1 rRNA gene is annotated in these 3,220 nt (G+C 55.4%); it reads right to left on the bottom strand.

The window, feature by feature from the left end:
- Window positions 1–42: 42 nt before the first annotated feature.
- Window positions 43–3,174: ribosomal RNA gene (locus ACWFRB_RS26130) — 23S ribosomal RNA — on the bottom strand.
- Window positions 3,175–3,220: the final 46 nt, after the last annotated feature.

The following is a 3,220-nucleotide window of genomic DNA, read 5'->3' on the forward strand; positions in this document are numbered from 1 at the left end:
GTGTGTTGTTTCAGATACCGCACAGTGGACGCGTAGCTTCTTTGTGGTAAGTCCTCGGCCTATTAGTACCAGTCACCTGCACACGTTACCGTGCTTCCAGTTCTGGCCTATCAACCCGGTGGTCTGCCGGGGGCCTTACCCCCTCAAGGGGGTGAGAAACCTCATCTTGGAACAGGCTTCCCGCTTAGATGCTTTCAGCGGTTATCCCTTCCGAACGTAGCTAACCAGCGGTGCTCCTGGTGGAACAACTGGCACACCAGAGGTTCGTCCGTCCCGGTCCTCTCGTACTAGGGACAGCCTTCCTCAAGTTTCTAACGCGCGCGGCGGATAGAGACCGAACTGTCTCACGACGTTCTAAACCCAGCTCGCGTGCCGCTTTAATGGGCGAACAGCCCAACCCTTGGGACCTACTCCAGCCCCAGGATGCGACGAGCCGACATCGAGGTGCCAAACCATCCCGTCGATATGGACTCTTGGGGAAGATCAGCCTGTTATCCCCGGGGTACCTTTTATCCGTTGAGCGACACCGCTTCCACTTGCCGGTGCCGGATCACTAGTCCCGACTTTCGTCCCTGCTCGACCTGTCAGTCTCACAGTCAAGCTCCCTTGTGCACTTGCACTCAACACCTGATTGCCAACCAGGCTGAGGGAACCTTTGGGCGCCTCCGTTACATTTTGGGAGGCAACCGCCCCAGTTAAACTACCCACCAGGCACTGTCCCTGAACCAGATCATGGTCCGAGGTTAGATGTCCAATACGATCAGAGTGGTATTTCAACAATGACTCCACGAACACTGGCGTGCCCGCTTCACAGTCTCCCACCTATCCTACACAAACCGAACCGAACACCAATACCAAGCTATAGTGAAGGTCCCGGGGTCTTTTCGTCCTGCCGCGCGTAACGAGCATCTTTACTCGTAATGCAATTTCGCCGAGTCTATGGTTGAGACAGCTGAGAAGTCGTTACGCCATTCGTGCAGGTCGGAACTTACCCGACAAGGAATTTCGCTACCTTAGGATGGTTATAGTTACCACCGCCGTTTACTGGGGCTTAAATTCTCAGCTTCGCTCCGAAAAGCTAACCGGTCCTCTTAACCTTCCAGCACCGGGCAGGCGTCAGTCCGTATACATCGTCTTACGACTTCGCACGGACCTGTGTTTTTAGTAAACAGTCGCTTCTCACTGGTCTCTGCGGCCCCACCCAGCTCACCAAGCAAGTTGGATCACCAGACGAGGCCCCCCTTCTCCCGAAGTTACGGGGGCATTTTGCCGAGTTCCTTAACCATAGTTATCTCGATCGCCTTAGTATTCTCTACCTGACCACCTGTGTCGGTTTGGGGTACGGGCCGTGTAAAAGCTCGCTAGAGGCTTTTCTCGGCAGCATAGGATCACTGAATTCGCCTCAATCGGCTATGCATCACGTCTCAGGATATGTGTGGCACGGATTTGCCTATGCCACTCCCTACACGCTTACACCAGTATTACCACTGACTGGCTCAGCTACCTTCCTGCGTCACCCCATCGCTTGGCTACTACCAGATCAGGTCCCGCGCATCCCCCGACCACATTCCCGAAGGAACACGGCCGGCTTCAGGGCGGTTAGTATCACTGATTCACCATGGGCGCGTTTACACGGGTACGGGAATATCAACCCGTTGTCCATCGACTACGCCTGTCGGCCTCGCCTTAGGTCCCGACTCACCCTGGGCGGATTAACCTGGCCCAGGAACCCTTGGTCATTCGGCGGAAGAGTTTCTCACTCTTCTTTCGCTACTCATGCCTGCATTCTCACTCGTGCAGCCTCCACGCCTGGATCACTCCGACGCTTCCATGGCTGCACGACGCTCCCCTACCCATCCATACCACTGCCCAAGCTCCCGCAGGAACAAGGAGGTGTATTGCATGAATGCCGCAGCTTCGGTGGTGTACTTGAGCCCCGCTACATTGTCGGCGCAGGATCACTTGACCAGTGAGCTATTACGCACTCTTTCAAGGGTGGCTGCTTCTAAGCCAACCTCCTGGTTGTCTTCGCGACCCCACATCCTTTTCCACTTAGTACACGCTTAGGGACCTTAGCTGGCGATCTGGGCTGTTTCCCTCTCGACTACGAACCTTATCGCCCGCAGTCTCACTGCCGCGCTCTCACTCACCGGCATTCGGAGTTTGGCTGATTTCGGTAAGCTTGTGGGCCCCCTAGACCATCCAGTAGCTCTACCTCCGGTGAGAAACACGCGACGCTGCACCTAAATGCATTTCGGGGAGAACCAGCTATCACGGAGTTTGATTGGCCTTTCACCCCTACCCACAGCTCATCCCCTCAGTTTTCAACCTAAGTGGGTTCGGGCCTCCACGACGTCTTACCGTCGCTTCACCCTGGCCATGGGTAGATCACTCCGCTTCGGGTCTAGAGCATGCGACTGGACCGCCCTATTCGGACTCGCTTTCGCTACGGCTACCCCACACGGGTTAACCTCGCCACATGCCACTAACTCGCAGGCTCATTCTTCAAAAGGCACGCCATCACCCCCCACACCGAAGTGTGCAAAGGCTTTGACGGATTGTAAGCGCACGGTTTCAGGTACTATTTCACTCCCCTCCCGGGGTACTTTTCACCTTTCCCTCACGGTACTAGTCCGCTATCGGTCACCAGGGAGTATTCAGGCTTATCGGGTGGTCCCGACAGATTCACAGCAGATTTCACGGGCCCGCTGCTACTTGGGAACCATTCACGAGAGCCGGGAAGTTTTCGTCTACGGGATTCTCACCCTCTACGACAGGCCGTTCCAGACCACTTCGACTAACAACCCGGTTTCTTACTCTCGCCCACCACGGCAGTGATGAGAAGAAAGGCCCCACAACCCCACGCACACAACGCCTGCCGGCTATCACATGTACATGGTTTAGCCTCTTCCGCTTTCGCTCGCCACTACTCACGGAATCACTATTGTTTTCTCTTCCTGTGGGTACTGAGATGTTTCACTTCCCCACGTTCCCTCCACACGCCCTATATATTCAGGCGCGGGTAACACGACATCACTCGTGCTGGGTTTCCCCATTCGGAGACCCTCGGATCTCAGCTCGTTTGACAGCTCCCCGAGGCTTATCGCAGCCTACTACGTCCTTCATCGGCTCCTGGTGCCAAGGCATCCACCGTACGCTCTTAATTACTTACAACAAAGATGCTCGCGTCCACTGTGCAGTTCTCAAACAACACACAACC

The sequence above is a fragment of the Rhodococcus sp. NPDC055112 genome, from assembly GCF_053607505.1.